Raw genomic sequence first — 26,384 nt, forward strand, 5'->3', positions numbered from 1 at the left:
ACGAGCGGGCCAGGGAGGATGGCGATGAATGCAAGGTTCAGGATCTGGGCGGCGGCCGGTGTGGCTGCAACGCTGCTGGCCGCGTGCGGCGGCGGCGGTGGTGGCGGATCGGGCGGCTCCTCGCCGGCCCCGGCGCCGGCCACCAGCAGCGTGGGCCTGCTGGCCATCGCGCCGACCGAACCGGTGCCAGGCGGCGGCAGCGCGCAGCTGGCCGTCAGCATCACCAACAGCGGCAGCGTGGCGGCCACGGGGCTGGTGTTCACGCCCAACCTCGCCGCCGGCCTGACGCTGGCCAGTCTGGGCTGCACCGGCAGCGGCGGCGGCGCCTGCCCCGCGGCCACCACCGGCACCAGCTTCGCGCTGCCCGACCTGCCCGCCAAGGGCAGCCTGTCGCTGCTGCTGAACGTCAAGGTCGCCGCCGGCAGCAGCGGCGCGCTGACCAGCATGCCGGCCGTGCAGGCCGGCAACGACGCCGTCGCCAGCGACAACACGGCCGCCGCCAGCATCAAGGCCTACTCCGCCGACATCGGCATCAGCGGCAGCGGCCCGACCGCCCCGGTGCCCGCCGGCAGCACGACGGCCTACACGATGACCGTCAGCAACGCCGGCCCCGACGAGGCGCGCGACGTGCAGATCACCAACACGCTGGGCAACGCGCAGACGCTGGGCACGCTGAGCTGCAGCGCCAGCGGCGGCGCCATCTGCCCGACCGCCATCGGCCCGGCCATGCGCGTGCCGTTGCTGCCCAAGAACGGCGCGCTGGTGTTCACCGTGCAGGCCACGGTGGCGGGCGGCTTCAGCGGCGGCATCGCCAACGTGATGCAGGCCAACGCGGCCGGCGACCCGCTGGACACCAACAACGCCACCGGCGTGCAGCTGACAGCCTTCGCACCGGCCACCGGGCCGGCACCGGCGGGCCAGACCACCGTCGCGCTGCAGAGCGACAACGGCGACTACATCGGCGCCGGCCGCAGCTACAGCTACTCGCGCGCCACCGCCAACGTGAACGTCAGCGCGGATGGCGCCCGGCTGCAGGTGCAGGTGACGGGTGACGACAACTGGAATGCGCAGTTCCAGCTGCCGGCCGGCTTCAACACCATCGCACCCGGCACGTACAACGGGCTGCGGCGCTTCCCGGAGGCCGGCAGCGGCGGCGTCGACTGGGGCGGCAACGGCCGCGGCTGCAACCAGATCACCGGCAGCATGGTCGTCAACAGCGTCACCTACGTGGACGGCCAGCTGAGCGCCATCGACTTCAGCTTCGAGCAGCATTGCGAAGGCCAGGCGCCGGCGCTGCGCGGCCAGGTGCGCTGGTTCGCCAGCGACACGACGGCCCCGGCCGGCCCGCTCAACCCGCCGCCCGACACGCTGTGGGCCCCGGCCGCCAGCGCGCTCCCCGCCACCGGCAACTACGTCTACCTGACCAGCGACAGCGGCGACTACATCGGCGGCGGCGCCACCGTCACCTACACGCAGGCCGACGCCATCCTGGACGTCACCACCGCCGGCGGCCGCGCCACGGTGCGCGTCACGGGTGACCAGAACTGGCGCGGCGAGTTCCAGGGCATGCAGGGCCTCAACACGCTGCAGACCGGCCAGTACGGCAGCCTCAGGCGCTACCCCTTCCACAACCCGGTACGCGGCGGCCTGGACTGGAGCGGCGACGGCCGCGGCTGCAACACGCTGACCGGCTGGTTCGTCGTCGACCGGGCGACCTACATCGACGGCGCGCTGACCGCGCTGGACCTGCGCTTCGAACAGCATTGCGAGGGCGCCACGGCGGCGCTGCGCGGCAAGGTGCACTGGGAGGCCGGCGACCGCACCGCGCCGCCCGGCCCGCTGCAACCGCCGCCCACCGGGCTGTGGGCGCCCGCCACCGGCGCCACGCCGGCCAGCGGCAGCTACGTCTACCTGACCAGCGACAGCGGCGACTACATCGGCGGCGGCCGCACCACCACCTACACGCGCGGCGACGCGGTGCTGGGCGTGAACGTCAGCGGCCGCAAGCTGACCGTGTCGGTGAACGGCGACGAGTCCTGGAACGGCGTCTTCGAAGGCATGAACAGCCTGGCCGACCTGCAGCCCGGCTACTACGGCAAGCTGCAGCGCCACCCCTTCCACAACCCGACCCGCGGCGGCCTCTCCTGGAGCGGCGAGGGCCGCGGCTGCAACCGGCTGACGGGCTGGTTCGTCGTCGACAAGGTCAGCGTCAGCGGCGGCCAGCTGACCGCGCTGGACCTGCGCTTCGAGCAGCACTGCGAGGGCGGCACGGCGGCGCTGCGCGGCAAGATCCATTGGGATGTCAACGACCTCGGCCAGCCGGCCGGCCCCGTCAACCCGCCGCCCGCCGGGCTGTGGCTGCCGGGCGCGGGCAGCACGCCGGCCAGCGGCAGCTACGTCTACCTGACCAGCGACAGCACCGACATCATCGGCAACGGCGGCACCTACACGTACACGCCGGCGAACGCGACGCTGGGCATCACCAGCAACGGCCGCCGCATCAGCGTGACGGTGAACGGCGACCGCACGTGGACCGGCGAGTTCCAGGCCATGGACGGGCTGGCGCAGCTGCAGCCGGGCTACTACGGCGGCCTGCAGCGCTACCCCTTCCACAACGTCGCCAGGGGTGGCATGAGCTGGGCGGGAACAGGCAGCTGCGGCACGCTGAGCGGCTGGTTCGCCATCGACAACATCAGCTTCGCCAACAACCAGCTGGTGGCGCTGGACCTGCGCTTCGAGCAGCGCTGCAACGGCGGCACCGCGGCGCTGCGCGGCAGGATCCGCTGGGCGCCCTGATGCCGCGGCGCCGTTCCCAAGGCGACAGACGCGCACGGCGCCGCTGCACAGAATGGGCGCCCTGCCCCGCCGACGGAGACCTGCCGTGACCGCACGCGCCACCTTCACCCGCATGGACGCCAGCACCCGCGAGGACTGGGCGGCCATCGTGCCCGAGGCCATGACGATGGCGCGCACGCTGCCCGACCGCGTGCTGGCCCACCTGCGGCTGCTGGACGGCGACTTCGGCGGCTTCCCGGTGGACCGGCTCACGCACTGCCTGCAGACCGCCACGCTGGCCCACCGCGACGGGCGCGACGAGGAGTACGTCTGCTGCGCGCTGCTGCACGACATCGGCGACACGCTGGGCAGCTACAACCACCCCGACATCGCCGCGGCCATCCTCAAGCCCTTCGTGACCGAGGCCAACCTGTGGATGGTGCAGCAGCACGGCATCTTCCAGGGCCACAACTTCTTCCACCACATCGGGCTGGACCGCGACCTGCGCGAGCAGTTCCGCGGCCACCCGCACTTCGAGCGCACGGCCGAGTTCGTCGAGCGCTACGACAACCCCGCGTTCGACCCGGCCGCCGAGGCGCTGCCGCTGTCCTTCTTCGAGCCGATGCTGCGCCGGCTGATGGCCAAGCCACGCCACTCGATCTACAAGGCCGCGATGGCCGAGCGCGCCTGAACCCGGGCCCGACACGCCGGGTGAGAACAGGCGCTAGAAGCCCAGCCGCGTCGTCAGGCTGACGCGGTGGTAGGTGCCGGTCGACAGGCTCACCGCGTTGCGCCGGTACTCGTGGCGCAGGCCCACGCTGAGCTGGTCGGACAGCCGGTAGCTCAGCTCCGCGTCGCTGTCATACCCGGTCCCGGCGTGCGGCCAGCGGTAGACGATCAGCGTGTTGCTGAAGTCCACCCGCGGCGACAGCCGCAACCGGTTGTCCACCAGCACCGACATCGCCCGCGCGTAGAGCCGGCGGTCCAGCCGCAGCAGCTGCAGCATCAACCGGTCGTAGTTCAGCGTCACCAGCGTGCGGCCGCCCGACGCCCAGCGCCACCGCGGACCGGTGCCCACCGAGGCCTGCACGAGCGCGTAGTCCAGCACCGGCAGCGGGTCGGGCAGCGAGAACGTGCTGCGGTTGACCTTGACCTGCCCGAGCGCCACCCACCGGTCCGACACCTCGCGCAGCCAGCGCAGGCTGCCGTCCTGGTCATTGGTGTCCACCGCGCGGTCCACCACCTTGTAGTTCGCCGACAGCGCCAGCCGCAGCTCGTCGCGGCGCGACTGCCAGGTGCCGTCGAAGTCCAGCGCCAGGTCGCTGGTGGTGCTGCCGGCGTCGCGCCGCCAGTAGCCCGACACCGCGATGGACCACGACGCCGGCCGCCAGCCCAACTGCTCGGCCAGCTCGGCCTGCCCGGGCACCGGCGCCGCCGGTGCGGATGCCGGCGCGGGTGCCGGCGCGGCGGCCAGCGGCTCGAAGCGCGCCTGCGCGTGCGTGAAGCGCAGCATGCCGAAGCGGTCCGAGCGGAACTCGCCGCCGTCGGCGTCGCTGGCGAGCAGCTCGCCCGACACCACGTTGCCGTCGCCGAAGCGCAGCCAGCCGCGCGTCTGCGCCTGCACCGACAGGCACACGCACATCGCCCACATCCAGGCCCAGCGCCAGGACCGCATCCGCCACCTCCTCGACTTCGCGGCGCGCAGTGTGACACCGGCAGCACCGCACAGAAGCCCCACGTCATTCATGGGCATCATCATGAAACTCATAATGTTGCATGAAACAGAACAGCCAGCTGTCTGACGTGCTGCACGTGCTGCTGCACATGGCCGAGGGCGACGGCCCGGCCACCTCCGAAGCGCTGGCCGCGGCCATGCAGACCAACCCCGTCGTGCTGCGCCGGCTGATGGCCGGGCTGCGCGAGGCCGGCTTCGTCACGTCGGCCAAGGGCCACGGCGGCGGCTGGGTGCTGAGCTGCCCGCTGGACCGCATCACGCTGCGTGACGTGCACGCGGCTCTGGGCGCGCCCGCGTTCGTGTCGCTGGGCTTCCGCGAGGACCGCCCCGCCTGCCTGGTGGCGCAGGCCGTCAACGACGCGCTGGGCGCCGCTGTGCGCGACGCCGAGGCGCTGCTGCTGGCGCGGCTGGGCGGCGTGACGCTGGCCGCGCTGTCGCAGGACTTCCACCGCCGCCTCGCGCAGCACCGCGGCGCGGCCCCGCATCGACTCGAGGAGCACCCCCATGCAGATTGATTTCGCCGTCATCGGCGGCAGCTTCGCCGGCCTGTCCGCCGCGCTGCAGCTGGCCCGCGCGCGCCGCCGCGTACTGGTGGTGGACGCCGGCCGGCGCCGAAACCGCTTCGTCGACGAGGCCGGCCTCACGTCCCACGGCTTCCTGACCCAGGACGGCCGCGCACCCGCCGCGATCGCCGCCGACGCCAAGGCCCAGCTGCTGGGCTACCCGACCGTGCAGTGGCTGGACGGCACCGCGGACGACGCCCGCGTGGCCGCGGACGGGCGGCTGGTTTTCCGCGTCGGCGACGTCGACGTCAGCGCCGGCCGGCTCATCCTCGCCACCGGCGTGCGCGACGAGCTGCCGCCCGTGCCGGGCCTGGCCGAGCGCTGGGGCCGCAGCGTCTTCCACTGCCCCTACTGCCACGGCTACGAGCTGGGCGGGGGCGACATCGGCGTCATCGCCGCCACGCCGATGGCGCAGCACCACGCCGTCATGCTGCCGGACTGGGGCCGCGTGACGCTGTTCCTGAACGGCGTGTACGCACCCAGCGACGAGGAGCGCGCCGAGCTGGCGCGCCGCGGCGCCCGCGTCGAGGCCACGCCGGTGGCCCGCATCACCGGCGAGGCGGACGTCGAACTGACGGACGGCCGCGTGCTGCGCATGGCCGGCCTGTTCACGCAGCCGCGCACGTCCCTGGCCAGCCCGGTCGCCGCGCAGCTAGGCTGCGCGATGGTGGACGGGCCCATGGGGCCGTTCATCCAGGTCGGCCCGACACAGGAGACCAGCGTGCCCCACGTGTTCGCCTGCGGCGATGCGGCACGCGCCGCCGGCAGCGTGGCACTGGCGGTGGGTGATGGCGTGATGGCCGGCTTCGGCGCGCACCGGTCGACGATGTTCTGAGCGCTTAAGCTCACGGCATGCCCGTGCTTCTCCTCATCGACCTGCAGGTCGGCATGACCTGGCCCCGCGAGCGCAACAACCCGCAGGCCGAGGCCTGCATTGCCCGGCTGCTGGCCGCCTGGCGCCGCGCGGGGCAGGCGGTGGTGCACGTGCGCCACCTGTCGCGCACGCCGGGCTCGCCGTTCTGGCCGGGCCAGCCGGGCGCCGAGTTCCAGCCGGCGCTGGCGCCGCTGGCGAGCGAGCATGTCGTCGACAAGAACGTGCCCGACGCGTTCACGCACACCGGGCTGGAGCGCTGGCTGCATGCTCGCGGCCACCGCGAGCTGGTCATCGCCGGCGTCAGCACCAACCACTCGGTGGAGGCCACGGCGCGCAGCGCCGGCAACCTGGGCTTTCGCACCCACGTCGTCGGCGACGCCTGCTTCACGTTCGACCTGACCGACCTGCGCGGCGTGCGCCACCCGGCCGAGGAGGTGCACCAGATGTCGCTGGCCAACCTGCACGGCGAATACGCCAGCGTCATCGACACCGCCGCGGCCGAGCGGCTGGCCGGCTAGCGCCGCGGCTGCCGACACAATCCGCGGCCACGCCCACCGAGCCCACGATGCGACTCCTCCTCGTCGAAGACGACCCCATGATCGGCGACAGCCTGCGCGAGGCGCTGCGCCGCCAGGGCTTCGCGGCCGACTGGGTGCGCGACGGCCAGGCCGCCGAGGCCGTGCTGGCCAGCGGCGAGCGCTTCGAGGTCGTGCTGCTGGACCTGGGCCTGCCCAAGCGCGGCGGGCTGGAGGTGCTGCGCGCACTGCGGGCCCGCGGCGACGCCACGCCGGTCATCGTGCTGACGGCACGCGACGCGACGTCCGACAAGGTGGCCGGGCTGGACGCCGGCGCCGACGACTACCTCGTCAAGCCCTTCGAGCTGGACGAGCTGCTGGCGCGGCTGCGCGTCATCGCGCGCCGCCAGAACGGCCGCACCGACAGTGCCCTCGCGGTGGCCGACCTGCGGCTGGACCCGGCCACCCGCGAGGTGACCCGCGCTGGCCGGCCCATCCTGCTGTCGGCTCGCGAGTTCGCGCTGCTGCAGGCGCTGCTGGAGCGGCCCGGCGCCATCGTGTCGCGCGCGCAGCTGGAAGACCGGCTGTATGGCTGGGGCGAAGAGCTGGAGAGCAACGCGATCAGCGTCTACATGCACCAGCTGCGCAAGAAGCTGGGCGCGGACCTGCTGCACACGGTGCGCGGGCTCGGCTACTACGCCGGCCCCGAGAAATCATGACCTGGCTCTCCACGCTGCGCGGCCGCCTGTTCGCGCTGCTGGCCGTGCTGGGCGCGGTGACGGCGGCGGCTGTGGCCGGCGCCACCTACGTCAGCGTGCGCGCCGAGGCCGACCAGCTGTTCGACTACCAGCTGCGCCAGACCGCGCTGTCGCTGCGCGACCAGGGCCGCGTCGCGCCCGACGAAGCCGCCGCGCTGGCCGACCCGGGGCTGGACTACGTCGTGCAGATCTGGTCGGTGCAGGGGCTGGAGCTGTACTCCAGCCGGCCCCAGGGCATGACCGAGCCCTTGCCGGCGCGCGCCGTGCTGGGCTACTCCAACCTGCGCCTGGGCGGGCAGGACTGGCGCGTGTTCAGCGCCGCCACGCCGCTGCGCGTCGTGCAGGTGGCGCAGCCGCTGGCCGTGCGCCAGAAGCTCGCTGCGCTGGCCGCGCTGCGCAGCGTGGTGCCGGTGGCCGTGGCGCTGCCGCTGGTGGCGGCTGCGGTGTGGTGGCTGATCGGCGTGTCGCTGGCGCCGCTGGCGCGCGTGACGCACGCCGCCCAGGCCCGCGGTGCCACCGCGCTGGATGCGCTGCCCACCGCCGGCCTGCCCGGCGAGGTGGCGCCGCTGGTGGACGCCTTCAACGGCCTGCTGGCCCGGCTGGCCGATGCCTTCGACGCGCAGCGCAGCTTCGTCGCCGATGCCGCCCACGAACTGCGTACACCGCTGACGGCGCTGAAGCTGCAGCTGGGCCTGCTGCGCGACTCGGCCCCCGGCGAACAACAGGACGCGGCGATCGCCCGCCTGCGCAGCGGCATCGACCGCGCCGCGCGGCTGGTGGAGCAGCTGCTGGCGCTGGCGCGAGCCGAGCCCGGCGCGGACACCACCGAGCTGCCGCTGGACCTGGCCGACCTGGCCCGCCAGGCCGTCGCCGACGTGCAGCCGCTGGCCGACAGGGCGGGCGTGGCGCTGACGCTGCACGCGCCCGATCCGCTGCCGCTGACCGGCGACCCGCAGGCGCTGCGCGGCGCTTGCCGCAACCTCATCGACAACGCCGTGAAGTACGGCGCCACCACCGTGCAGGTCAGCGCGCTGCGCGGCCCGCGCGGCGCGCCGCTGCTGCGCGTGGACGACGACGGCCCGGGCATCCCGCCGGCCGCCCGCGAGCGCGTGTTCGACCGCTTCCAGCGCGGCGACGACGCGTCGGTGGAAGGCAGCGGCCTGGGCCTGGCCATCGTGAAGGCCGCGGCGCGGCAGCAGGGTGCCAGCGTCGCGCTGGGCGACTCGCCGCTGGGGGGGCTGAGGGCGGAGATCGCATGGTGACCCTGCTGACACGCCGCCTCATGTTTGCCGTACTGGCGCCAGTGGCTGCATGCTGTCACGCGCATCTGCCACCGGTACCACCTCCGGGAACGCGCGAACCGATCCGGACCTGCAACCTGGCACAGACGGCCTGTGCCGTCTCCGACCCGCGCATCCCGTCGATCACCATCACGCCGGCACGCGACCCCTACGCCCAATGGACCCTGCCGCTCCATGCAGCGCATGTGCTGGTTTCGAAAGGCGGGGGCACCCTTGCCGTGTTCGCACCACCTCGAATGGAGGCGACAGCAGCCACCCCGTTCCTCACGCTCTATCGGCGCAGCGGCGCCAAGATCGAGTTCGACTACGGGCGGCTCTACCCTGAACTGCTCAAGACACCGGACACACTTTTCCCACTCAAATGGGGCAGCGTGGTGGACGTCAACGGCAACGATGACTTTGCGATCCGCTCCGCCAGGGGCGAGCTGTTCAAGTTCTCCATGAAGGACGAGGACTGAGCTCGCCCTGACGCCCCGGCTGGCTGTATGGCTCCCCGCGCTGATACAGCGCCCCGCGCGCCCCGCACCGCTGTCCCTTCCCGCCCGCCCCGGCAGCCGCTGCAATGGCGGCATGAACGAACTGCTGCCCCTGCTGACCTACTGCACGCTGATGTCCGGCACGCCGGGCCCCAACAACATGATGCTGGTGGCCAGCGGCGCGCACCACGGCTACCGGCGCACGCTGCCGGCCATCCTGGGCATCAACGCCGGCGGCGCGGTGCAGACCCTCGTGACCTGCCTGGGCCTGGGCGCGCTGTTCCTGGCCTGGCCGGCGCTGCATGCGGCGCTCAAGCTGGCGGGCACGGCCTACATGCTGGTGCTGGCCTGGAAGCTGGCCGGCGCGCCCGCCGCGCAGGACCGGCCGCCCGCGCAGGTGCGCTTCCTGGAGGCCGCGCTGTTCCAGGCCGTCAACCCCAAGAGTTGGATCAAGGCCATCACCATCGCGTCGGTCTTCATGCCCGTCGGCCTCGGCATCGTCGAAGGCGCCGTGCTCGTCAGCCTGGTCGGCGCGCTCGTCGGCTTCCCGTGCATCTCGATGTGGGCGCTGTTCGGCGCGTGGATAGGCCGCTTCCTGAAGAGCCCGCTGCGGCGGCGTGTGTTCAATGCCATCATGGCCGTCTCCCTGGCTGTGCTGGCCTTGCTGCTGTTGCGCTGATGTTCTCGCTGGACCGCGATTCCTCCACCCCGCTGGCCGACCAGATCGAGCAGCGCCTGCACGCGCTCATCCAGAGCGCACAGCTGCCGCCCGGCGCGCGGCTGAACTCCATCCGCCAGCTCGCCGCGCAGCTGGGCGTCAGCCCCAACACGGTCGTCAGCGCGTACGACCGCCTCGTCGCCGCCGGCCTCATCGACTCGCGCGGCACCGCCGGCTTCTTCGTCGCCGACAGCCCCGCCAACGCGATGCCCGACGCCACGCGCGTGGAGGCCGGCGAGGAGCAGGAAGCCGTGTGGCTGGCCCAGCAGGCCAACGACCAGAAGGCCGGCGTGCTGCTGGCCAGCAGCGGCGCGCTGCCCGCCACGTGGCTGGAAGATGCCGTGCCCGCCGCCGCCGTGCAGCGCGGCCTGGCGCGGGCCACGGCCGGCATGGCCTCGCGCTGCCCGCCGCAGGGCCTGCCGGAGCTGCGCGAGCGCATCGCCATGCTGCTGCGCGGCCAGGGCGTGGCGGTGGACGCCGGCCGCGTGCTGACGACCTACGGCGGCACCCACGCCATCGACCTGATCTGCCGCGCCTTCCTGCGCCCGGGCGACACGGTGGCGGTGGAGACGCCCGGCTACTTCCTGCTGTTCGACCGCCTGCGCCAGGCCGGCGTGACCATCGTGCCGGTGCCGCGCCGCCACGACGGCATCGACCTCGACGCGCTGGACGCTGCCTGCACGCAGCACCGCCCGCGGCTGCTGTTCATCCAGAGCGTGCTGCACAACCCCACCGGCTGGGGCAGCAGCGCCGCCAACCTGCACCGCGTGCTGATGCTGGCGCAGCGCCACCACGTGCTGATCGCCGAGGACGATGTGCAGGGCCACTTCCACCCTGGCACGCCGACGCGGCTGGCGCAGCTGTCGGGGCTGGACGGCGTCATCTACTACTCCAGCTTCGCCAAGGCCATGAGCCCCGCGCTGCGGCTGGGCTACATGGCCGCCGAGCCCGAGCTGCTGAAGCCGCTGATGCGCGAGAAGATCCTGTCGGTGCTGACGACGGCCGCGCTCAACGAGTTCGTCATGCTGGAGGTGCTGGCCGCGGGCCGCTGGCGCAAGCACCTGGACCGGCTGCAGCAGCGCCTGGGCGCCGCCCGCGTCAGCGCCGCGCGCCAGCTGCGCGAGGCCGGCATGCCGCTGGAGCACGCCGGCGAAGGCGGCCTGTTCCTGTGGGGCGCGCTGCCGGCGGGCGTGGACGTGGACGGGCTCGTCAAGGAGGCGTTCCGGCGCGGCATCCTGCTGGTGCGCGGCGCCACGTTCGCGGCCGACGGTGCGGCCGACCCGCACCTGCGCTTCAACGTCGCCTTCAGCCAGCAGCCGCGGCTGGCGGAGTTCCTGCGCGAGCAGCTGGGCGCCGCCACCAGCGCACGGCTGGTGCTGGAGCGCGCCCGCGGCCCGCTGCCGCTCAGCGCACCGCGGCCGGACGCCGCCGGCGCTGCCAGTCCTCGACGGCGCTGACGACGCCCTCCCACGCGCTGCGGTCATAGGTCACCGCGGCAAACAGGTTGTCGGCCGACGGCTGCTGCCGCACGGCGGTGCCGGCCAGCCGCTCCAGCGGAGGCCGCGCGGCGGCCACGCAGCCCGCTAGGTCGGTGAACGTGGAGGCCACGCGATGGAACAGCACGCCGCGCTGCAGCTCCGTCGCCTTCAGCGAGGGCGCTTCCATCGCACGCAAAAAGATGCGCGCCCGGCCGTCGCCCAGCAGTTCCACGCACAGCTCGCGGCGCCAGCCGGTCAGCGTCTGTTCGGGCGTCAGCGGGGGCAGGGAGTCATCGATATCCAGAGTCATCGCGACAGTGTGCAACACCGCCGTGACGCCCCGGCGGCGGATGTGTCGCGATGCTTCGAGAGGCGCGGCAAAAGCGCTGGCTGAAACCCGCGGCTGCGACAGTTGCGCGCTGTTTCGCCGTCAGGCCGCCGGCGGCGCCACGCTCACCGCGTCGCCCACGCGGATGGCGCCGCCCTCCAGGATGCGCGCCGTCATGCCGCCGTGGCCGCGCATCGCGGCATAACCGCCTGGTCCGATGACCTCCTCCATGCGCGAGCACGGCGCGCAGGGGCCGACGAGCTGGATCAGCGCGTCACCCACCCGCAGCCGCGCGTTCTTCAGCGACAGCAGGTTGATGCCCGACACGACGAGGTTGCGCCGCAGGTCGACGGGGTCCAGCGGCCCACTGCGCGCGAACGCCGCGATCAGCGGCAGGTGTTCGTACTGGATCAGCGTGACCTGGCGCGTCGACAGCTCCGCCTCGCCGCGCTGGCCCAGGCGGTCGTCGGCCAGGCCTATGCCGGCCAGCGCCATCGTCTGTGGCACCAGCCGCGCCCGCTCGCGCGGCGCGCCGCGCACGACGATGGCGTCGACGCGGCCCTGGATGTGGGCGGGCGGGGTCATGAGGTCGCGCAGGGTCTTCATGCCGCGACGCTACCGCAGTCAGCCGCCCGTCGTGGCGCGCTGGCCCAGCCGCGCCTTGTCGCGCCCCGGCGGCGCGCCGAACAGGCGGCTGTACTCGCGGCTGAACTGCGACGGGCTGTCGTAGCCCACGCTGTAGCCGATGGCGGCCACGTCGCCGGCATCGGCCAGGATGCGCGCCCGCGCCTCCTGCAACCGGATCAGCTTCTGGTACTGCAGCGGGCTCATCGTCGTCGCGCCGCGGAAGTGGCGGTGGAAGGACGACTCGCTCATGGCCACCATGTCGGCCAGCATCGGGATGGAGATGGGCTCGGTGTGGTGCGCGCGGATGAAGCGGATGGCCCGCCCGATCTGCGACAGCCGGCTGTCGGCCAGGCCGATCTGCCGCACCATCGCGCCCTGCGGCCCGTGCAGCAGCCGCCACACCAGCTCGCGCTCCACCAGTGGGCGCAGCACGTGGGCGTCGCGCGGCGAGTCCTTCAGACGCAGCAGCCGCACGACGGTGTCCAGCAGGTCGGCGGGCGCATCGCTGACGGCAAAGCCGGTGGCCTCGGTGGCGGCGATGTCGGCCGGGGCCATCTCCAGCAGCAGCGACGAGATGATGGACGCCTGCAGCGTCAGGCCCGCGGCGAGGTAGGGCAGCTCGGGGCTGGCCTCGGTCACGCAGCCGGCCACGGGCAGGTCCACGCCGACGACGAGGAACTGGCCCTCGCGGTAGTCGAAGATCTGGTCGCCCAGCATGGCGCGCTTGGCGCCCTGCGCAACGACGGCGAAGGCCGGCTCCAGCACATGGTGCTGCAGCTCGGTGGGGGCCTCGGCGGCCACGGCAAACACGTCGACCTTGCCCGTCTTCGCACTGGCGTGGCGCCGGATCAGGTCCTTCAATTCTTCGAGCGAGCCCATGACGGCACGCTACCTGCTGGGCCGGGCTTGCTCAAGCGCGCGAGGCCCGGATTGAGCGATTCGTGCAAGAGCCTGACGCTTTTGGGCTACCGAGCCCGGCGCGCCAGCCGCGGCGCACCCGGCCCGGCCGCAGCCTGCGAGGATCGTGCAATCACATGACCGGAATTGGCTGCCCGAAATCGCCTCGGGCCGCTTCAATGCGGGCCTCGCAAGGAGGTCCCCATGAACATGCAAGGCAACACCATCCTCGTCGCCGGCGGCGCCCGCGGCATCGGGCGCGGCGTGGCCGGGCTGCTGCAGCGGCTGGGCAACGAGGTGCTCGTCTTCGACGCCGAGCCGGGCGCGGCGCAGGCCGCCGCGCGGGCCTGCCCCGGCCTGCAGGCGGTGGAGCTGGCGCTGGCCGACCCGTGGAGCGTCGCCGCCTTCGCCGAGCAGGTGGCCGCGCGCTGCCCGGGCCTGAACCTGCTGCTGGACATCGCGATCGCCTTCCCCGTGACCCACCTGCCCGGGCTGCGCGCGCTGCTGGACGACGACACGGCGGCGCACCGCGCGGAAGCGCACCGGCTGGGCATGCAGCACCTGGCCTGCGCGCTGATGCCGCACCTGCGCAAGCGCACGCACAGCGCGGTGATGACGCTGTCCGTCGGGCCGGCGGCACAGCCCCGGGCCGGCGGGCTGGCCGCCTGGGCGGCGGGCAGCGGCGGCCTTCATGCGAGCGCCATGTCGGTGCGCAAGGGCTGGGCCCGCGCGGGCATCGAGGTCATCGACGTGGCGCGCCCGTCCCGCGCCGAGCGCATGAGCGCCGAGGCCGCGGCCCGGCCCGACGCGGTGCCGCGCACGCAGTTCGTCACCAGCCTGGCTCACCTGCTGGCCGAGGGCCTGCACGAGACGGCCGCGCTGGCCCGGCTGCAGGCGCTGTGGGCCGCGCCCCGCCCGGCGCCGCGGCGCCTGCGCGACGACGGCCTGCTGTCGGAGGTCCACTGAGCCGCCGGCCCTAACTTTCGCCTCACCTTCGCCTCATCGAGCGCTCACCTGGGCTTCCTAGAGTCCAGGGCATCGGCTGCACCGCAGCCTGTTGCTCAAGGAGCCGACATGACCCAGACCGCCAAGCTGACCCTGACCGCCGCCGCTGCCGCGCTGCTGGCCGCGGGCGTGACGCTGACCACCACCGCCTCCGGCTGGACGCTGCCGGGCCTGCAGAAGTCGCCCGCCACCGAGGCTGCCACCGGCAGCGCCGCGCCGACCGCCGTCGTGCCCGCGGCCGCCGCCACCCCGGCGCCCTCACCCGCCGCCGCGCTACCCCCTGCGCTGGTGCCCAACTACCGCGCCATCGTGCAGACGCAGGGCCCGGCCGTCGTCGGCATCACCGTGGCCGGCCTGCACAAGGTGGGCAACGACGATGACGACGGCGACGCCGGCCCCGCCGCGCGTGGCGAGGACCCGTTCTTCCGCTTCTTCCGCGGCGTGCCGGGGCTGCGCCTGCCGCAGCCGGGCGCCCAGCCGTTCCGCGGCCAGGGCTCGGGCTTCATCATCAGCGCCGACGGCATCGTGCTGACGAATGCCCACGTCGTGCGCGACGCCAAGCAGGTGACTGTCAAGCTCAGCGACCGCCGCGAGTTCGCCGCCAAGGTGCTGGGCAGCGACCCGGCCACCGACATCGCCGTGCTGAAGCTGGACGCCAAGAACCTGCCTACCGTGCAGCTGGGTGACCCCAAGCAGGTGCAGGTGGGCGACTACGTGCTGGCCATCGGCGCGCCCTACGGCTTCGAGCAGACGGCCACCCAGGGCATCGTCAGCGCCAAGGGCCGCTCGCTGCCGGGCGACAGCGTGGTGCCCTTCATCCAGACCGACGCGGCCGTGAACCCCGGCAACTCCGGTGGCCCGCTGTTCGACGCGTCGGGCCGCGTTGTGGGCGTCAACGCGCAGATCTATTCGCAGAGCGGCGGCTTCCAGGGCCTGGCGTTCTCCATCCCCGTGGACGTGGCGCTGCGCGTGAAGGACCAGATCGTCGCCACCGGCAAGGTGGAGCATGCCCGCCTGGGCGTGACGTTGCAGGACCTGTCGGCGCCGCTGGCCTCGTCGTTCGGGCTGGAGGCGCCGGACGGTGCGCTGGTGTCCAGCGTGCAGCCGGGCAGCGCGGCGGCCAAGGCCGGGCTGAAGGCGGGCGACGTCATCACTGGCATCGACGGCGAGCCGGTGCGCATCGCCGGCGACGTGTCCAGCCGCGTGGGCCTGGCACGGCCGGGTGACAAGCTCAAGCTGGAGCTGTGGCGCGACAAGAAGCGCAGCAGCGAGACCGTGGCACTGGGCCGCGCCGACAAGGAGGCCCAGGAAGCCAGCGCCGCGCCGCAGGGCGCGCAGCTGGGCCTGGCGCTGCGCCCGCTGGCGCCGCAGGAACTGCGCGGCTCGGGGCTGGACCACGGCCTGCTGATCGAGCGCGTGGGCGGCCCCGCGCAGCTGGCCGGCGTGCAGCCCGGCGACGTGCTGCTGGCGCTGAACGGCAAGCCGGTGAAGGACGTGGACGAGGTGCGCGCGGCGATGAAGGACTCGCCGAAGTCGGTGGCGCTGCTGGTGGCGCGCGACGGGCAGCAGATCTTCGTGCCGGTGCGGCTGGGCTGACCGTTCCGCTGAATTCAGGAGTTGCCGATGAACACGCGCCGTTTCTCCCCCGCCTTCCTGCTCGCGCTGGCGACCGCCGCGGGCGCTGCCCCCGAGGCCTCGCCCGCCGTCACGCGCTCGTTGGCCCAGGGCCATCGCATCGACGTCGCGCTGCGCCAGGGCCGGCTCAGCCTGCCCCAGGCCAACGCGCTGCAGGACGCCCGCGCGCTGCAGGAGCAGCAGGCGCGCAGCCTGGCCGCCGGGCACAAGGACGTGGCCGCCGCACTGGCGCTGAGCCACCAGCAGGACCGGCTGGACTGGGCGATCGTCAGCGGCAACCCGCAACTGCTGTCGTGAGACGCCGGCGCCGAAGCCCGTGACCGGCCGAGGGTCAGGGCATGCCGTTGTCGACCAGCTCGGCGAAGCCCGGCCGGCCGCTCAGCCGCTGCATCCACGCCGCCACCGCCGGCAAGTCGGCGCGGTCGATGGGCGCATTCATCCAGCGCTGGGCAGACAGGCCCAGCACGATGTCGACCAGCGTGAAGTCGTCACCCACGACGTGGGCACCGGTGCACGCCAGCTGGGCGTCCAGCATCGCCATGTGGCGGTTCCAGCTCGCCACGCTGGCGGCGATAGCTTCGGGCGCCGCCGGCTGGCCGCGCACCAGCGCCATGAAGGCCACGCGCCACGAGTTGTTCAGCTCGCCGGCCTGCCAGTCCATCCACTGCTCCACGCGGGCGCGGGCCTGCGGCTCGGCGGGCAGCAGCGTCGTCGCGCCGGCCTTGGCGGCCAGGTAGCGGCAGATGCTGTTGCTCTCCCACAGCGCGAAGTCGCCGTCGACGAGCACCGGGATCAGGCCGTTGGGGTTGAGCGCCAGGTACTCGGGTTCCTGCGGCGAGCGAAAGCCCGCACCCCAGTCCTCGCGGGGCAGGTCCAGGTCGAGCTGCGCGGCGGTCCACATGACCTTGCGCACATTGATGGAGGTGAGGCGGCCGAGCAGTTTCATGCGGCCGAGTGTCGCCTCAGCCACAGGCCGAACAGCAGTGCCGTCAGATACATGCTGACGGAATAAAGCGCCGCCGGCAGCGCGACGGGGAACTGCTGCAGCACACCCAACGCGAGGTACAGCGCCAGCGTCGAGTTGTGCACGCCCACCTCGAAGGCTATGGCGATGCACAGCGGACGCGGCAGCCGTGCGACGCGGCCCAGGCCGTAGCCGGCGGCCAGGCTCAGCACGTTGAAGGCCAGCACGGCGCCGCCCAGCTCGCCGGCTGCGCCCATCAGCGCCTGGCGCTCCTTGGCGATGGCCGCCACGGTCAGCACCACCAGCAGCACGGCGGACAGCGCCTTCACCGGCTTGTCCAGCCGTGCCGCAAGTTCGGGCCGCGAGCGCCGCACGGCCATGCCCAGCAGCACCGGCACGGCGATGACGGCGATGACCTCCGCCAGCTTCTGCCACGGCAGCGGCACCACCTGCCCGCCACCGGCGTAGTGCGCGATGGCCCAGTTGGCGATCAGCGGCAGCGTGCCTAGCGACAGCACGGTATTCAACGCCGTCAGCGACAGGTTCATCGCGACATGCCCGCCGAACAGGTGGCTGAACAGGTTGGCCGTGATGCCGCCCGGCGACGCGGCCAGCAGCATCAGGCCCACGGCGTACAGCGGCGGCAGGTTGAACGCGGCGATGACGGCCACGCACACGAGCGGCAGCACGATGACCTGCAGGGCCAGCGCCAGCACGGCGGCCAGCGGGTGGTCGCGCAAGCGGCGGAAGTCGTCCAGCGTCAGCGACAGGCCCAGGCCGGCCATGACGACGGCGAGCACGCCGAGCAGCGCGTTGGTCAACACGGCAGCGGTCACGGCCTCAGTCCCGGAAGTTGCTGTTCAGGCGGTCCAGCTTGCGCAGCAGCGCCGGCCACACGAACGCGCCGCCCAGGCCGCCGGTCTGCACGCGCATCGCCTCGGCGGTGCCGCGCAGGATGGCGGGGTCCACTTGCGTCAGCGCGCCGCCGCCGCTCTGCGCGGCGAGCTGGATGCGGCAGGTGGCCTCGAAGGTGTGCATGGCCAGGAAGGCATCGGCCACCGACCGGCCCACCGTCAGCAGGCCGTGGTTCTTCAGCAGCAGGAAGGTGGCGGCGCCCAGGTCGGCCTGCAGGCGCGGGCCCTCGTCGGGGCGGAAGGCCACGCCCTCGTAGCCATGCGTGCCCAGCGACGCCAGCACGAAAGTGCTCTGCTGCGAGATGGGCAGCACGCCGCCCGCCTGCGCGCTGACGGCCACGCCGGCAGTGGTGTGCGTGTGCAACACGCACTGCACGTCATGCCGCGCCGCATGCACGGCGCTGTGGATGACGAAACCAGCCGGGTTGACCGGGTACGGCGAGTCGATGACCTTGTTGCACTGCCCGTCCACCTTCACGAGGCTGCTGGCCGTGATCTCGTCGAACATCAGCCCGTAGGGATTGATGAGGAAGTGATGCTCGGGGCCGGGCACTCGCGCGCTGATGTGGGTGAAGACGAGGTCGTCCCAGCCCATCAGCGCGACGAGGCGGTAGCAGGCGGCGAGGTCTTCGCGCAGCGCCCATTCTTCGGGGCTGACTTGGTCGCGCACGGTCGAGGTCATGCTTGTCTCCTTCAAGTGGTTGTGCGGCGATTGGGGCATGCGCGGGGCCTGTCGATCTGTCCGAAACCGGACAATTCAGGGCATGCCCGAATACTTGGCCCTGCGTGACAACCCGTGGTTCGCGTCCCTGCCCGCCACGCTGGCCGACGCGGTGCTGGCCGCCGGCCGCGTGCAGCGCCTGGCCGCGGGCGAGGTGCTATTCCGCCAGGGCGATGCGCCGGGGGACTGGCATGCCGTGTGCAGCGGTGCGATCAAGGCCAGCAGCACGGCGGCGGACGGCACCGAGTCCATCCTGGCCGTGCTGGAGCCGGGCAACTGGTTCGGCGAGATCTCGCTGCTGGACGGCGGCCCGCGCGTGCACGACGCCACGGCCATGGGCGCCACCACCGTGTTCGCCGTGCCGGCCGACGCCTTCGCGCGCTTCATGCAGGACACCGCGTTCGCGACCGCGCTGGCGCGGCTGATGGCCGGGCGACTGCGCACGCTGTTCGGCATCGTCGAGGACGCCACGCTGCGCCCCACCCGCGCCCGGCTGGCCCGGCGGCTGGCGCTGCTGGCGCGCGGCGACGCCACGCAGGCATTGCAGGCGCGCCAGCACCTGCCGGTATCGCAGGAGGCGCTGGCGATGATGCTGGGCCTGACGCGCCAGACGCTGAGCAAGGAGCTCGGCGAGCTGGCCAAGGCCGGCGCCGTGAAGCTGGGCTACCGCAGCATCGACATCGTCGACGCGGCGCTACTGGACCGGCTGGGCGAGTAGCCGCACCGTCCAGCGGCCGGCGTCGTCGCAGGCCAGCTGCACCAGGCCCGGCCCCGGCACGCCGCCCACGCGTGCATCACTGAGCGCGGTCAGCTCGCGCAACAGCACGCTGACGCGCTCGTCCAGCCGCTTGGCCAGCCGCGTCAGCGCCACGGGCTCGCCGGCCGGCGCCAGCTCGCGCAACACCTGCAGCAGTTCAGCCTGCATGCTGCGTCAACACGACCGGGATGGACTTGCTGGTGGGCGTGCGCGCGGTGATGGAAAAACTCTCCAGCGGCACCAGCGGGTTGGTCTCGGGGTAGTAGCTGGCCAGGCAGCCGCGCGGGATGTCGTAGGCCACCAGCAGGAAGCGCTCGGCGCGGCGCTGCTGCACGTCGCCGCCGGCCTCGCCGATGTAGAGGCTGGTGATGTCCACCCAGTCGCCGGCCTTCAGGCCCAGGTCCTTCAGGTCGTCGGCGTGGATGAAGACGACGCGGCGGTGGCCGTAGACGCCGCGGTAGCGGTCGTCGTGGCCGTAGATGGTGGTGTTGTACTGGTCGTGCGAGCGCAGCGTGGTGAGCGTGAAGACGCGTTGGTCACGGTGGCGCTCGGCCACGCGCTCGGCGGCCAGGTCGGTCGGCAACGCATGCGTGCTGAACTCCGCGCGGCCGCTGGCCGTGGCCCAGACGCGCTCGCTGGCCGTGTTGCGCAGCCGGAAGCCGCCGGGGGCCTTGATCTTCTCGTTGAAGCCGGCGAAGTCGGGCAGCACGGCTGCTATCTTGTCGCGAATGGCGGCGTAGTCCCCCGCCAGCGCCAGCCACGGCGTGCGGCTGTTCTGCAGTGTGGCCGCCGCCATGCGGGCCACCACCATGGGCTCGGACAGCAGGTGCTCGCTGGCCGGCGCGTTCATGCCGTGCGACAGGTGCACCATGCTCATCGAGTCTTCCACCGTGACGCCCTGCGAGCCGGTGGCCTGCACGTCGATCTCGGTGCGGCCCAGCACCGGCAGCACCAGCGCCTGGCGGCCGTGCACGACATGGCTGCGGTTGAACTTGGTGGTGATGTGCACGGTCAGCTCGCACTGGCGCAGCGCGCGCCACGTGGCGGCGGTGTCGGGCGTGGCGGCGGCGAAGTTGCCACCCATCGCGATGAAGACCTTGCCGCGGCCGTCCAGCATGGCCTGGATGGCGCCAACGGTGTCATAGCCGTGCGCGCGCGGCGGCGTGAAGCCGAACACCTCGCCCAGCTTGTCGAGAAAGGCTGGCGCGGGCTTCTCGTAGATGCCCATCGTGCGGTCGCCCTGCACGTTGCTGTGGCCGCGCACCGGGCAGGCACCGGCGCCGGGCCGGCCCAGGTTGCCTCGCAGCAGCAACAGGTTGACGATCATCTGGATGGTCGCCACCGAATGCCGGTGCTGCGTGATGCCCATGCCCCAGCAGGCGATGACGCGCTCGCTGCTGGCGTAGAGATCGGCCGCCTGCTCGATCTGCTCGCGGGTCAGGCCCGAGGCGTCGACAAGCGGTTCCCATGGCTGCTCGCGCAGCTCGGCGACGAACGACTCGAAGCCGGTCGTGTGCTCGGCGATGAAGGCCTCGTCCAGCAGCCCGCGCTCGACGACCCGCTTGCACATGCCCTTGAGCAGCGCGAAGTCGCCGCCCACCTTGAGCTGGAAGTAGTGGCTGCTGATCGGCGAGTCGCCCAGCGTGGCCATCTCCAGCGCGTTCTGCGGGTCGGCAAAGCGCTCCAGGCCCCGCTCGCGCAGCGGGTTGAAGCTGATGATGCGCGCGCCGCGCTTGCGGGCCGCGCGCAGCTCGCCCAGCATGCGCGGGTGGTTGGTGCCGGGGTTCTGGCCGAACACGAGGATGCAGTCGGCCTGCTCGAAGTCCGCCAGCGTCACCGTGCCCTTGCCGACGCCGATGGTGGGCTTGAGCCCCGAGCCGCTGGGCTCGTGGCACATGTTGGAGCAGTCGGGGAAGTTGTTGGTGCCGAACTCGCGCACGAACAGCTGGTACAGGAACGCGGCCTCGTTGCTGGTGCGGCCCGACGTGTAGAAGATGGCCTCGTTCGGGTCCGGCAGCGCCCGCAGCTCGCTGGCGATCAACGCGAAGGCGGCGTCCCAGCTCGTGCGCTCGTAGCGGTCCGTCTGCGGGTTGTAGGCCATGGGCTCGGTCAGCCGGCCGGTGGCCTCCAGCTCGTAGTCCGACACCTCGGCCCACTCGCTCAAGGTCTTCGCGGCGATGACCTCGGGCGTGGCCCGCCGCGCCGTCGCCTCGGCGGCCACGGCCTTGGCGCCGTTCTCGCAGAACTCGAAGGTGGAGCGGTGGTCGCGGTCCGGCCACGCGCAGCCGGGGCAGTCGAAGCCGTCGGCCTGGTTGGCATGCAGCAGCGTCTTGGCGCCCTTCACCGGCACGCCCTGCTCGTTCAGGTGCCTGGCCACGCTCTTCAGCGCGCCCCAGCCCCCGGCGGGGCCGTCATACAGCTCGATCTTCTGTTCGCTCATGGCGCCAGCCTACTATCCTCCGCCGCCTATGCGACGAGTCCTGATCATCGACGACCACCCCGGCGTGTGCCAGGCGCTGGAACTGCTGCTGTCCCTGCACGACATCGAGGCCAGCGTGGCGGCCAGCCCGGCCGAGGGGCTGGCGCTGCTGGAGACGCGGCCGTTCGGCCTCGTCATCCAGGACATGAACTTCACGGCCGACACGACGTCGGGTGAGGAAGGCGAGGCGCTGTTCCGCGCCATCCGCGCGAAGCGGCCCGACCTGCCCATCATCCTGCTGACCGCCTGGACCCGGCTGGACGCGGCCGTCGCACTGGTCAAGGCCGGCGCGGCGGACTACCTCGCCAAGCCCTGGGACGACGCCAAGCTCGTGGCCACGGTGGAGAACCTGCTGGAGCTGGGCGAGGCCAGCCGCGAGGTGGCGCAGCTGCGCGAGGCGCGGCGGCAGCGCAAGGCGTCGCTGGCGCGGTGCCACGACATGGCCGGCCTGGTGTTCGACGCCGATGCGACGCTCAACCTGCTGGAGCTGGCCGGCCAGATCGCCGCGGCGCCGGTGCCGGTGCTGATCACCGGGCCCAACGGCGCCGGCAAGGAGCGCATCGCGGCCTTCGTGCATGCCAACTCGGCGGCCAGGAGCGGCCCGTTCGTCGCGCTGAACTGCGGCGCGCTGCCGGCGGACCTCATCGAGGCCGAGCTGTTCGGCAGTGACAGCGGCGCCTACACCGGCGCGGCCAAGGCGCGCGTGGGCCGCTTCGAGGCGGCGGACGGCGGCACGCTGTTCCTGGACGAGATAGCCAACCTGCCGCTGGCCGGCCAGGTGAAGCTGCTGCGCGTGCTGGAGACCGGGCAGTTCGAGCGGCTGGGCAGCAGCAAGACGCGCCAGACCCGCGTGCGCGTGCTGAGCGCGACGAACGCCGACCTGCGTGCGATGGTGAAGGCCGGCGCCTTCCGCGAGGACTTGTTCTACCGCCTCAACCTCATCGAGCTGAAACTGCCCGCGCTGGCCGAGCGGCGCGACGACGTGCTGCCGCTGGCCGAGCATTTCCTGGCCGGCCGCGCGCGGCTGGGCGACGCGGCGCGTGACGCGCTGCTGGCGCACCGCTGGCCGGGCAATGTGCGTGAGCTGAAGAACGCCGTGGAGCGCGCCGCGCTGCTGGGTGGCGGCGGCGAGATCACGCCCGCCCTGCTGGGGCTGGACGACGCACCCGGCGGCGGTGCCGCGTACCGCAACCTCGACGAACCCAGCCGCGACGCCGTCGTCGCGGCGCTGGGCGCTGCCGCCGGCAACGTGAGCCGCGCCGCGACGCAGCTGGGCCTGTCGCGCCAGGCGCTGTACCGGCGGCTGGAACGCTACGGCATCGCGCCGTGAACGGCCTGTCGCTGCGCACCCGCGCGCTGCTGGCGCTGGCCACGGCGGCGGCCGTGCCGCCGCTGGTCATCCTGGGCGTGCGGCGGCTGGGGCTGGGGGACGCCGCGGCGCTGGGCGTGGCGGTGGCCGTCATGCTGCCGCTGCTGGCCTGGCTGGCCGCGCGCTGGCTGGCGCCGCTGCAGCGGCTGACGCGGGCGCTGGAGGGCGCCGTGCTGAGCTACCGCGACGGCGACTTCAGCTTCAACCTCGCCCCTGACGGCCCGCGCGAGCTGGCCGCGCTGGCGCGGCTGCACGCCGACATGGGCCTGGCCCTGCGCGAGCAGCGCCAGCACCTGGCGCAGCGCGAGCTGCTGCTGGACACCGTGGTGCAGAACACGCCCGTCGCGCTGGTGCTGACGGCGCCCAGCGAGCGCATCGCCATCGCCAACCTGGCCGCACGCCAGCTGCTGGGCGACGGCCGCAGCCTGGTGGGCCTGGACTTCGCCGCCGTCATCGCCGGCCTGCCCGAGACGCTGCGCGAGGCGCTGGCCGGCGACGGCGACCGCCTGTTCACGGTGACTCTGCCCGACGGCTCGGAGGAGACCTTCCACCACAGCACGCGCTCGTTCCGGCTGCAGGGCCGGCCGCACCGGCTGCGGCTGCTGCGCCGCATGACGCGCGAGCTGTCGCGCGCCGAGGTGGCGACGTGGAAGCGCGTCATCCGCGTGCTGAGCCACGAGCTGAACAACTCGCTGGCGCCGATCTCGTCGCTGGCGCACAGCGGCGCCGAGCTGGCCCGCCGTGGAGACACGACGCGGCTGCCACAGGTGCTGGCCAGCATAGCCTCGCGCGCGGCGCACCTGCACGGCTTCCTGAGCGGCTACGCCAGCTTCGCCAAGCTGCCGGCGCCGCGCCGCGAGGCAGTGGACTGGCCGGCGTTCCTGGCGCGGCTGGGCACGCTGGCCGAGTTCCGCGTCGACGGCGACCTGCCGGCTGAGCCGGGCTGGTTCGATGCGGCACAGGTGGAGCAGGCGCTGCTGAACCTCGTCAAGAACGCGCACGAGTCGGGCAGCGACGCGGGCGAGATCGCGCTGCGGATGAGCGTGGCGGGCGGCGAGCAGCGCATCGAAGTGCTGGACCGCGGCCCCGGCATGAGCGAGGCGGTGCTGGCGCAGGCGCTGCTGCCGTTCTATTCCACCAAGCGGTCGGAGCCCGGCTTGAATGGTGAAGCCAAGGGCGGCACGGGCCTGGGCCTGGCACTGGTGCGCGAGATCGCCGAGGCGCACGACGGGCGCGTCGCGCTGGCCAACCGCGATGGCGGCGGGCTGCGCGTGGTGGTCAGCCTGCCGAGATCAACAGCGCCGCCAGCCCGCTGAACGTCAGGAACGCCAGCGCCGTGGACGCCAGGATGATGCGCGCGATGCGGCCGTTGTCGGCGCCGTAGCGCTCGGCCAGCAGCGACACATTGCTGGCGCCGGGCAGCGCGGCCGCCAGCGTCAGCGCCACCACCTGGCCCTGCGACAGCGGCGCCCCCACCCACCGGGCCGCCGCCGCCAGCGCGAACACCAGCGCCGGGTGCACCAGCAGCTTGATGGCCGCGACCGGCAGGTACAGCGACGGCGGCGTGACCCGCCCGGCCGCGCGGTTGGCCCGGCCCGAGCGGCTCAGCACCGCGCCGATGGTGAACAGCGCCACCGGCGACGCGGCCTCGGCCAGCATGGCCACCGTCTTGTTCACCGGCCCCGGCAGCGCCAGGCCCAGCCCGCCCACCACGGCGCCCACGCCGATGGACCACGGCAGCGGGTTGGAGCCGGCCGCCTTCAGCGCCTGCACGAAGGCGGCGCGCTCGGCGCGCAGGTTGGTGCCGGCCTGGGCCAGCGCGATGCACAGCGAGCTGGTGACGAACAGGTCGGCCAGGATGGTGCTGACGACGACGCCGCCGGCCGGTGCCCCCAGCAGCGCGACGATGAGCGGCACGCCCATGAAGCCGGTGTTGGGGAAGGCGGCCACCAGCGCGCCCAGGGCGGCGTCCTTCATGCCCACGCGCGGCGACAGCGTGACGGCCACCGTGAAGAACACGATCAGCAAGGCCGACACGAGGTAGACGCCCAGCAGCGCCGGGTTCAGCAGCTGCAGCAGCGGCGTGTCGCGCCCGAAGCGGAACAGCAGGCAGGGCAGCGCGAAGAACAGCACGAAGCCGTTCAGGCCCGGGATGGCGCTGTCGGGCAGCCAGCCGCGCTCGGCGGCCAGCCAGCCGCACAGCACCAGCGCGAAGAACGGAAAGGTCGTGGCGAGGACGGCGAGCATGAGGGGGGTGGCCGGGTACGGGGATTGCAGGCCCGGTCTCAGTATCCCGGAGCCCGGCCCGCCCGGCGTTCGGCCTGGGGCCGTGCCGGCATCGCCGTGAGCGAATGCGCGCAGCCCCCGGCTTTGTGACAGCGTGGGATGGCGGGTCACTCCGGGTCACCCCTAATATGTGGTGATGCGAATGCCCAACCTGTCTCTGCCGCCACCTGCAGCCGCCGCTCCGCTGGACGAAGGCCAGGCGCTGGGCGTGTGGCGGCTGGAGAAGCCGCTGCCCGACGGCGAGCAGGCGCACGCGGGCCAGTGGTACGGCGCGCACCACGCGATGGCCACCGAGCAGAAGGCGGCCGTGCTGGTGCTGGACCGCAGCGACCAGGGCGCCGGCGTCATGCTGCGCTATGCCGACCAGGCCGGCGACCTCGCCTCGCTGCAGCACCCGCACATCGCCGTGCCCAGCGACAGCGGCGTCACGCCCGACGCCCACCCTTACCTCATCATCGAAGGCTCGCACGGCGAGCCGCTGCTGCCGCAACTGCACCAGCTCAGCCTGCGCCAGCGCATCGAGCTGCTGGTGCAGCTGTGCGAGGCGCTGCGCTCGGCCCACCAGCAGGGCTGGCTGCTGGCCGAGCTGGACCCGGCCATGATCTGGCTGGGCCATGAGGGCGATGTGCGCCTGATGGGCCTGGGCCTGGCGCGCATCCCCGACCCCACCGACCCGTTCGACCGCGGCCTGAGCCTGGGCGCGGCGCCCGCCTTCGTCGCGCCCGAGCGCCGCGTCGGCGAACCGCCCACGCTGGCCAGCGAGGTCTACGGGCTGGGCGCCTTCGCGCGCGTGCTGATCTGCGGCTGGGAAGACACCCCCCGCGGCCTGGCTCCGCTGCGCGGCAGCGCGGCCGACCAGTGGCCCACGCTGCGCGAATCGCAGCAGCTCAAGCTGGATGCGCTGCTGCGCTCGGCCACCGCCGAATCGCCCGAGCTGCGCACGCGCGGCGCCGAGGGCATGGCCGACGAGCTGCGCGACTGGCTGGGCCAGAGCCCGCAGCGCAGCGCCTCGGCGCCCATGCCGCTGGCCGAGCCCGGCCGCCCGCGGCCGTGGTGGAAGCGCTGGCTGGGCGCCGCGCACACCTGACCGGGCTTCCGTGGATGCGCCGGCCACGGCGCTGGGCAACAATGCGGCCCCCACTCCTGGAGGCTCCCATGGCCCGCCCTTCGAGGCCCACGCGGCGACCCGCGCCCCTGCCCACTCCTCGC

At 73.0% G+C, this 26,384-nt stretch carries 27 protein-coding genes; 17 read left to right on the top strand and 10 right to left on the bottom strand.

Annotated elements, in window-relative coordinates:
- Positions 1 to 24: 24 nt before the first annotated feature.
- Together AC1Q7O_RS15420 and AC1Q7O_RS15425 are read left to right on the top strand one after the other, a co-directional pair.
- Positions 25 to 2,796: a hypothetical protein gene (locus AC1Q7O_RS15420; RefSeq protein WP_492657980.1), complete on the top strand. Its 2,772-nt coding sequence runs from the start codon at positions 25 to 27 to the stop codon at positions 2,794 to 2,796.
- Positions 2,797 to 2,848: 52 nt separating this feature from the next.
- The gene (locus tag AC1Q7O_RS15425; protein WP_492657981.1) at positions 2,849 to 3,466 is read left to right on the top strand and encodes an HD domain-containing protein; all 618 of its coding nucleotides are present in this window, start codon (positions 2,849 to 2,851) and stop codon (positions 3,464 to 3,466) included.
- Between the two features lie 33 nt (positions 3,467 to 3,499).
- Here AC1Q7O_RS15425 and AC1Q7O_RS15430 read toward each other — a convergent pair whose 3' ends face one another.
- Entirely contained in the window at positions 3,500 to 4,450 is a 951-nt protein-coding gene (locus AC1Q7O_RS15430) for a DUF481 domain-containing protein (protein ID WP_492657982.1), read from the bottom strand.
- 101 nt (positions 4,451 to 4,551) lie between these two features.
- On the opposite strand from AC1Q7O_RS15430, the gene AC1Q7O_RS15435 reads away from it, so the two are divergent.
- From AC1Q7O_RS15435 to AC1Q7O_RS15470, 8 genes are all read left to right on the top strand, one after another.
- Entirely contained in the window at positions 4,552 to 5,025 is a 474-nt protein-coding gene (locus tag AC1Q7O_RS15435) for an Rrf2 family transcriptional regulator (RefSeq protein WP_492657983.1), read from the top strand.
- On the top strand, positions 5,015 to 5,908 hold the full coding sequence (locus tag AC1Q7O_RS15440) for an NAD(P)/FAD-dependent oxidoreductase (RefSeq protein WP_492657984.1): 894 nt from the start codon (positions 5,015 to 5,017) through the stop codon (positions 5,906 to 5,908). Before AC1Q7O_RS15435 ends, AC1Q7O_RS15440 begins: the two co-directional genes overlap by 11 nt.
- A gap of 17 nt (positions 5,909 to 5,925) precedes the next feature.
- A complete protein-coding gene (locus AC1Q7O_RS15445) occupies positions 5,926 to 6,465 on the top strand; it encodes a cysteine hydrolase family protein (RefSeq protein WP_492657985.1) in 540 nt (179 codons plus the stop codon).
- 47 nt (positions 6,466 to 6,512) lie between these two features.
- Complete coding sequence (locus tag AC1Q7O_RS15450) at positions 6,513 to 7,181, top strand: response regulator transcription factor (protein ID WP_492657986.1); 669 nt, start codon at positions 6,513 to 6,515, stop codon at positions 7,179 to 7,181.
- On the top strand, positions 7,178 to 8,482 hold the full coding sequence (locus AC1Q7O_RS15455; RefSeq protein ID WP_492657987.1) for an ATP-binding protein: 1,305 nt from the start codon (positions 7,178 to 7,180) through the stop codon (positions 8,480 to 8,482). Before AC1Q7O_RS15450 ends, AC1Q7O_RS15455 begins: the two co-directional genes overlap by 4 nt.
- Positions 8,476 to 8,979 (top strand): hypothetical protein, encoded by a 504-nt coding sequence (locus AC1Q7O_RS15460; protein WP_492657988.1) that lies wholly within the window; start codon positions 8,476 to 8,478, stop codon positions 8,977 to 8,979. The genes AC1Q7O_RS15455 and AC1Q7O_RS15460 overlap by 7 nt, the downstream gene beginning before the upstream one ends.
- Before the next feature lie 112 nt (positions 8,980 to 9,091).
- Positions 9,092 to 9,676, top strand: a complete 585-nt coding sequence (locus tag AC1Q7O_RS15465; RefSeq protein WP_492657989.1) for a LysE family translocator — start codon at positions 9,092 to 9,094, stop codon at positions 9,674 to 9,676.
- Positions 9,676 to 11,172 carry an aminotransferase-like domain-containing protein gene (locus AC1Q7O_RS15470; protein WP_492657990.1) on the top strand — a complete coding sequence of 499 codons (1,497 nt, stop codon included), beginning with the start codon at positions 9,676 to 9,678 and terminating at the stop codon, positions 11,170 to 11,172. The genes AC1Q7O_RS15465 and AC1Q7O_RS15470 overlap by 1 nt, the downstream gene beginning before the upstream one ends.
- On the opposite strand, the gene AC1Q7O_RS15475 is transcribed toward AC1Q7O_RS15470, so the two are convergent.
- The 3 genes from AC1Q7O_RS15475 to AC1Q7O_RS15485 form a co-directional block, all read right to left on the bottom strand.
- A complete protein-coding gene (locus AC1Q7O_RS15475) occupies positions 11,120 to 11,503 on the bottom strand; it encodes a hypothetical protein (protein WP_492657991.1) in 384 nt (127 codons plus the stop codon). The two genes, AC1Q7O_RS15470 and AC1Q7O_RS15475, sit on opposite strands and share 53 nt — an antisense overlap.
- A 120-nt stretch (positions 11,504 to 11,623) precedes the next feature.
- Positions 11,624 to 12,106: an MOSC domain-containing protein gene (locus AC1Q7O_RS15480; protein WP_492662721.1), complete on the bottom strand. Its 483-nt coding sequence runs from the start codon at positions 12,104 to 12,106 to the stop codon at positions 11,624 to 11,626.
- Positions 12,107 to 12,145: 39 nt separating this feature from the next.
- Positions 12,146 to 13,027, bottom strand: a complete 882-nt coding sequence (locus AC1Q7O_RS15485; protein WP_492657993.1) for an AraC family transcriptional regulator — start codon at positions 13,025 to 13,027, stop codon at positions 12,146 to 12,148.
- Positions 13,028 to 13,249: 222 nt separating this feature from the next.
- On the opposite strand from AC1Q7O_RS15485, the gene AC1Q7O_RS15490 reads away from it, so the two are divergent.
- The 3 genes from AC1Q7O_RS15490 to AC1Q7O_RS15500 all read left to right on the top strand — a co-directional run bounded on the left by AC1Q7O_RS15490 (position 13,250) and on the right by AC1Q7O_RS15500 (position 15,982).
- Positions 13,250 to 14,011, top strand: a complete 762-nt coding sequence (locus AC1Q7O_RS15490; protein WP_492657994.1) for an SDR family NAD(P)-dependent oxidoreductase — start codon at positions 13,250 to 13,252, stop codon at positions 14,009 to 14,011.
- A gap of 108 nt (positions 14,012 to 14,119) precedes the next feature.
- Positions 14,120 to 15,646: a Do family serine endopeptidase gene (locus AC1Q7O_RS15495; RefSeq protein ID WP_492657995.1), complete on the top strand. Its 1,527-nt coding sequence runs from the start codon at positions 14,120 to 14,122 to the stop codon at positions 15,644 to 15,646.
- 27 nt (positions 15,647 to 15,673) lie between these two features.
- Positions 15,674 to 15,982, top strand: a complete 309-nt coding sequence (locus AC1Q7O_RS15500; protein ID WP_492657996.1) for a hypothetical protein — start codon at positions 15,674 to 15,676, stop codon at positions 15,980 to 15,982.
- A 34-nt stretch (positions 15,983 to 16,016) separates the two neighbouring features.
- Here the strand turns inward: AC1Q7O_RS15500 and AC1Q7O_RS15505 are convergent, their stop codons facing one another.
- From AC1Q7O_RS15505 to AC1Q7O_RS15515, 3 genes are read right to left on the bottom strand one after another with little or no spacing between them, the layout of a single operon-like run.
- Positions 16,017 to 16,631: a glutathione S-transferase family protein gene (locus AC1Q7O_RS15505; protein ID WP_492657997.1), complete on the bottom strand. Its 615-nt coding sequence runs from the start codon at positions 16,629 to 16,631 to the stop codon at positions 16,017 to 16,019.
- The gene (locus AC1Q7O_RS15510; RefSeq protein ID WP_492657998.1) at positions 16,628 to 17,485 is read right to left on the bottom strand and encodes a bile acid:sodium symporter family protein; all 858 of its coding nucleotides are present in this window, start codon (positions 17,483 to 17,485) and stop codon (positions 16,628 to 16,630) included. Before AC1Q7O_RS15510 ends, AC1Q7O_RS15505 begins: the two co-directional genes overlap by 4 nt.
- A gap of 4 nt (positions 17,486 to 17,489) precedes the next feature.
- Complete coding sequence (locus tag AC1Q7O_RS15515) at positions 17,490 to 18,245, bottom strand: class II aldolase/adducin family protein (protein WP_492657999.1); 756 nt, start codon at positions 18,243 to 18,245, stop codon at positions 17,490 to 17,492.
- A gap of 82 nt (positions 18,246 to 18,327) precedes the next feature.
- On the opposite strand from AC1Q7O_RS15515, the gene AC1Q7O_RS15520 reads away from it, so the two are divergent.
- Positions 18,328 to 19,002 (top strand): Crp/Fnr family transcriptional regulator, encoded by a 675-nt coding sequence (locus AC1Q7O_RS15520; RefSeq protein ID WP_492658000.1) that lies wholly within the window; start codon positions 18,328 to 18,330, stop codon positions 19,000 to 19,002.
- On the opposite strand, the gene AC1Q7O_RS15525 is transcribed toward AC1Q7O_RS15520, so the two are convergent.
- Both AC1Q7O_RS15525 and AC1Q7O_RS15530 read right to left on the bottom strand, forming a co-directional pair.
- Entirely contained in the window at positions 18,979 to 19,209 is a 231-nt protein-coding gene (locus AC1Q7O_RS15525; protein ID WP_492658001.1) for a hypothetical protein, read from the bottom strand. The genes AC1Q7O_RS15520 and AC1Q7O_RS15525 overlap by 24 nt on opposite strands.
- On the bottom strand, positions 19,199 to 21,481 hold the full coding sequence (locus AC1Q7O_RS15530) for an FdhF/YdeP family oxidoreductase (RefSeq protein WP_492658002.1): 2,283 nt from the start codon (positions 21,479 to 21,481) through the stop codon (positions 19,199 to 19,201). The genes AC1Q7O_RS15525 and AC1Q7O_RS15530 overlap by 11 nt, the downstream gene beginning before the upstream one ends.
- A 28-nt stretch (positions 21,482 to 21,509) precedes the next feature.
- On the opposite strand from AC1Q7O_RS15530, the gene AC1Q7O_RS15535 reads away from it, so the two are divergent.
- Together AC1Q7O_RS15535 and AC1Q7O_RS15540 are read left to right on the top strand one after the other, a co-directional pair.
- Positions 21,510 to 22,850, top strand: coding sequence for a sigma-54-dependent transcriptional regulator (locus tag AC1Q7O_RS15535; protein WP_492658003.1), 1,341 nt, complete (start codon positions 21,510 to 21,512; stop codon positions 22,848 to 22,850).
- Positions 22,847 to 24,205: a sensor histidine kinase gene (locus AC1Q7O_RS15540; protein WP_492658004.1), complete on the top strand. Its 1,359-nt coding sequence runs from the start codon at positions 22,847 to 22,849 to the stop codon at positions 24,203 to 24,205. The genes AC1Q7O_RS15535 and AC1Q7O_RS15540 overlap by 4 nt, the downstream gene beginning before the upstream one ends.
- Here the strand turns inward: AC1Q7O_RS15540 and AC1Q7O_RS15545 are convergent.
- Positions 24,168 to 25,136 carry an AEC family transporter gene (locus AC1Q7O_RS15545; protein WP_492658005.1) on the bottom strand — a complete coding sequence of 323 codons (969 nt, stop codon included), beginning with the start codon at positions 25,134 to 25,136 and terminating at the stop codon, positions 24,168 to 24,170. The genes AC1Q7O_RS15540 and AC1Q7O_RS15545 overlap by 38 nt on opposite strands.
- Positions 25,137 to 25,317: 181 nt before the next feature.
- Here AC1Q7O_RS15545 and AC1Q7O_RS15550 point away from each other — a divergent pair, with 181 nt between their 5' ends.
- Positions 25,318 to 26,262: a serine/threonine protein kinase gene (locus AC1Q7O_RS15550; protein WP_492658006.1), complete on the top strand. Its 945-nt coding sequence runs from the start codon at positions 25,318 to 25,320 to the stop codon at positions 26,260 to 26,262.
- Positions 26,263 to 26,384 lie beyond the last annotated feature (122 nt).

Source organism: Roseateles sp. GW823-FHT07B05 (assembly GCF_058794515.1).

Excerpts from the sequence above, each read along its gene's own strand:
- AC1Q7O_RS15420 (WP_492657980.1), top strand. The coding sequence starts at position 25 with ATGAATGCAAGGTTCAGGATCTGGGCGGCGGCCGGTGTGGCTGCAACG.
- AC1Q7O_RS15425 (WP_492657981.1), top strand. The coding sequence starts at position 2,849 with ATGGGCGCCCTGCCCCGCCGACGGAGACCTGCCGTGACCGCACGCGCC.
- AC1Q7O_RS15430 (WP_492657982.1), bottom strand. The coding sequence starts at position 4,450 with ATGCGGTCCTGGCGCTGGGCCTGGATGTGGGCGATGTGCGTGTGCCTG.
- AC1Q7O_RS15435 (WP_492657983.1), top strand. The coding sequence starts at position 4,552 with ATGAAACAGAACAGCCAGCTGTCTGACGTGCTGCACGTGCTGCTGCAC.
- AC1Q7O_RS15440 (WP_492657984.1), top strand. The coding sequence starts at position 5,015 with ATGCAGATTGATTTCGCCGTCATCGGCGGCAGCTTCGCCGGCCTGTCC.
- AC1Q7O_RS15445 (WP_492657985.1), top strand. The coding sequence starts at position 5,926 with ATGCCCGTGCTTCTCCTCATCGACCTGCAGGTCGGCATGACCTGGCCC.
- AC1Q7O_RS15450 (WP_492657986.1), top strand. The coding sequence starts at position 6,513 with ATGCGACTCCTCCTCGTCGAAGACGACCCCATGATCGGCGACAGCCTG.
- AC1Q7O_RS15455 (WP_492657987.1), top strand. The coding sequence starts at position 7,178 with ATGACCTGGCTCTCCACGCTGCGCGGCCGCCTGTTCGCGCTGCTGGCC.
- AC1Q7O_RS15460 (WP_492657988.1), top strand. The coding sequence starts at position 8,476 with ATGGTGACCCTGCTGACACGCCGCCTCATGTTTGCCGTACTGGCGCCA.
- AC1Q7O_RS15465 (WP_492657989.1), top strand. The coding sequence starts at position 9,092 with ATGAACGAACTGCTGCCCCTGCTGACCTACTGCACGCTGATGTCCGGC.
- AC1Q7O_RS15470 (WP_492657990.1), top strand. The coding sequence starts at position 9,676 with ATGTTCTCGCTGGACCGCGATTCCTCCACCCCGCTGGCCGACCAGATC.
- AC1Q7O_RS15475 (WP_492657991.1), bottom strand. The coding sequence starts at position 11,503 with ATGACTCTGGATATCGATGACTCCCTGCCCCCGCTGACGCCCGAACAG.
- AC1Q7O_RS15480 (WP_492662721.1), bottom strand. The coding sequence starts at position 12,106 with ATGACCCCGCCCGCCCACATCCAGGGCCGCGTCGACGCCATCGTCGTG.
- AC1Q7O_RS15485 (WP_492657993.1), bottom strand. The coding sequence starts at position 13,027 with ATGGGCTCGCTCGAAGAATTGAAGGACCTGATCCGGCGCCACGCCAGT.
- AC1Q7O_RS15490 (WP_492657994.1), top strand. The coding sequence starts at position 13,250 with ATGAACATGCAAGGCAACACCATCCTCGTCGCCGGCGGCGCCCGCGGC.
- AC1Q7O_RS15495 (WP_492657995.1), top strand. The coding sequence starts at position 14,120 with ATGACCCAGACCGCCAAGCTGACCCTGACCGCCGCCGCTGCCGCGCTG.
- AC1Q7O_RS15500 (WP_492657996.1), top strand. The coding sequence starts at position 15,674 with ATGAACACGCGCCGTTTCTCCCCCGCCTTCCTGCTCGCGCTGGCGACC.
- AC1Q7O_RS15505 (WP_492657997.1), bottom strand. The coding sequence starts at position 16,631 with ATGAAACTGCTCGGCCGCCTCACCTCCATCAATGTGCGCAAGGTCATG.
- AC1Q7O_RS15515 (WP_492657999.1), bottom strand. The coding sequence starts at position 18,245 with ATGACCTCGACCGTGCGCGACCAAGTCAGCCCCGAAGAATGGGCGCTG.
- AC1Q7O_RS15520 (WP_492658000.1), top strand. The coding sequence starts at position 18,328 with ATGCCCGAATACTTGGCCCTGCGTGACAACCCGTGGTTCGCGTCCCTG.
- AC1Q7O_RS15525 (WP_492658001.1), bottom strand. The coding sequence starts at position 19,209 with ATGCAGGCTGAACTGCTGCAGGTGTTGCGCGAGCTGGCGCCGGCCGGC.
- AC1Q7O_RS15530 (WP_492658002.1), bottom strand. The coding sequence starts at position 21,481 with ATGAGCGAACAGAAGATCGAGCTGTATGACGGCCCCGCCGGGGGCTGG.
- AC1Q7O_RS15535 (WP_492658003.1), top strand. The coding sequence starts at position 21,510 with ATGCGACGAGTCCTGATCATCGACGACCACCCCGGCGTGTGCCAGGCG.
- AC1Q7O_RS15545 (WP_492658005.1), bottom strand. The coding sequence starts at position 25,136 with ATGCTCGCCGTCCTCGCCACGACCTTTCCGTTCTTCGCGCTGGTGCTG.
- AC1Q7O_RS15550 (WP_492658006.1), top strand. The coding sequence starts at position 25,318 with ATGCCCAACCTGTCTCTGCCGCCACCTGCAGCCGCCGCTCCGCTGGAC.